Source organism: Frankia tisae (assembly GCF_025403405.1).
GTDB lineage: Bacteria > Actinomycetota > Actinomycetes > Frankiales > Frankiaceae > Frankia > Frankia tisai.
Genome location: NZ_JANEZT010000596.1, coordinates 1 through 2427, shown reverse-complemented (window position 1 = coordinate 2427; position 2427 = coordinate 1). Strand labels below are relative to the sequence as shown.

The 2427-nt window shown below is 72.4% G+C and carries 1 protein-coding gene; it reads left to right on the top strand.

The genetic code is table 11. From position 1 onward, the window contains the following. Positions 1–225: 225 nt before the first annotated feature. Positions 226–2427 (top strand): HAD-IB family phosphatase (locus NBZ85_RS30305; protein WP_261560561.1); only part of this gene is annotated, 2202 nt, incomplete at its 3' end.

Sequence of the window (2427 nt, the reverse complement as noted above, 5' to 3'; positions counted from 1 at the left end):
CGCTGCCGGCTGAGCCTCGCCGCCCCCCGTCACCGCGGCAGGGGGCGGACGGTAGGTTTCCCTGCGTACCGCGGCCTGGGCACGCACCGGTGATGAGCAGGTTGGCGCCGCGGGGGCGAGGCGTCGCCTCGGGGTGCCCACCGGATGTGCACCCGCTCATCCGGACTGACGGCGGGTGCGGGTGCCCGGATGAGGGTGTCGGCGGTGAGGGCAGCGGAGGTCAGGGTGGGGCTGCGCGAGCGGCTCGCGGGCAGGCGTGTGTTCGTGACCGGGGTGACCGGGTTCATGGGCGAGGCTCTGCTCGAACGGTTGCTGTCGGATTTCCCCGACACCTCGGTGGTGGCGCTGGTGCGGCCGCGGGGCAGTCATACGGGGGCGGCGCGGTTGGCGCGGATGCTGCGCAAGCCGGCGTTTCGCCAGTTGCGTGAGCGGCTGGGTGCGGCGGGGTTGACGGAGCTGGTGGCGCGTCGCGTCGAGGTCGTCGAGGGTGACCTGTCGCGGCTGCCGGCGTTGCCCGGTGACATCGACGTGGTCATCCACTGCGCCGGGGAGGTGTCGTTCGACCCGCCGATCGACGACGGGTTCCGGATCAACGTTGGTGGGCTGCAGGAGCTGCTGCGGGCGTTGGCGGCCGCCGGGGCGCGCCCGCATCTGGTGCACGTGTCGACGGCGTATGTGGCGGGGTTGCGGTCGGGGCACATCGCCGAGGGGCCGCTGGCTCATGACGTGGACTGGCGCGTCGAGCAGGATTCCGCCTCCCGGGTGCGTCAGCAGACCGAGGATGCCTCGCGGTCGCCGGAGAACTCGGCGCTGTTCCGGGCGCAGGCGGGTCGAAGTTTCGCTGCGGCCGGGGCGCGGACGGTGTCGACGGAGGCGGAGAAGCTGCGCCGGACGTGGGTGGCGCGCCGGCTGGTGGAGGCCGGCGGGCAGCGGGCGCAGGTGCTGGGCTGGACCGATGCGTACACGTTTACCAAGGCGTTGGGGGAACGGTTCCTGGAGGAGGCGCACGGCGAGCTGCCGTTGACGATTCTGCGCCCGTCGATCATCGAGAGTGCGTTGGCGCGGCCGTTCCCCGGGTGGATCGAGGGGTTCAAGATGGCCGAGCCGCTGATCCTGGCTTATGGTCGCGGGGAGTTGCCGGACTTCCCGGCCTCGCCGGACGCGGTCGTCGACATCATCCCGGTGGATCTGGTTGTCAACGCGACGCTGGCGGCGGCGGCGACGGTGCCGCCGGTGGACACCCCGGCCTATTACACGGTGTGTTCGGGGTTTCGTAACCCGCTGCTGTTTCGGGATCTCTACGCTTATGTGCGGGAGTACTTCCTGGCCGATCCGTTGCCGCGCCGCGGTCGGGGGGCGATCGCGGTGCCGGCGTGGCCGTTCGCGGGGGCGACGGCGGTGGAGGCGCGGTTGCGTCATTCCGAGCGGCTGGTGGGGTTCGCCGGGCGGGCGTTGGCGCAGATCCCGGCGTCGGCGCGGACGCGGGCGCTGGCCGGGGAGCTGGAGCGGGCGCAGAGCCGGGTGGCGTTCCTGCGCCGCTATTCGGATGTGTACCGGGCGTACACGAAGGCGGAGCTGGTCTACGTCGACGATGCGACGCGGGCGTTGCACGAGGCGTTGGACCCGGCCGATCAGGTGGAGTTCGGGTTTGATCCGGCGTGCTTCGACTGGCGGCACTACCTGCAGCAGGTGCACTGCCCGGCGGTGACGGCGGTGCTGCGCCGGCCGCGGGATGCCGCGCCGCGCCGGCGGCTGTCGGGGCATCTGGGTGCCGGTGACGGGGTGCTCGCGGTGTTCGATCTTGATGGTGCGGTGGCGAGTGCGACGGTGATCGAGTCGTATCTGTGGATGCGGCTGGCCGATGCGGGGCCGCGGGGTCGGGCGCGGGAGCTGGTGGGGCTGGCGGCGGCGCTGCCGGGGTATGTGCGGGCGGAGCGCCGCGACCGGGGGCATCTGATGCGTGCGGTGTACGCCCGCTATGCGGGGGTGGATCCGGCGGAGTTGGAGCGTCTGGTTGCGGAGGTGGCCGGTGACATTCTGCTGCGGCGGGTGAAGCCGGCGGGGATCCGTCGGGTGCGGGAGCATCGGGCGGCGGGGCATCGCACGGTGCTGGTGACCGGGGCGGTGGAGGTGCTCACCCGGCCGTTCGCGCCGCTGTTCGACGAGGTGGTCGCCGCCCGGCTGGAGGTGGGTGCCGACGGGCTGCTCACCGGCCGGTTGGCGTCCTCGCCGCTGGTCGGTGATGCGCGTGCGGCGTGGCTGGACCATCATGCGCGGGCCACGGGGGCGGATCTGGCGGCGTCGTGGGCGTATGCGGACAGCCAGTCGGATCTGCCGTTGCTGCGCGCGGTGGGTAACCCGGTGGCGGTGAATCCGGATGTGGCGTTGCATCAGGTGGCCCGTGGTGCCGGTTGGCCGATCGAGGAG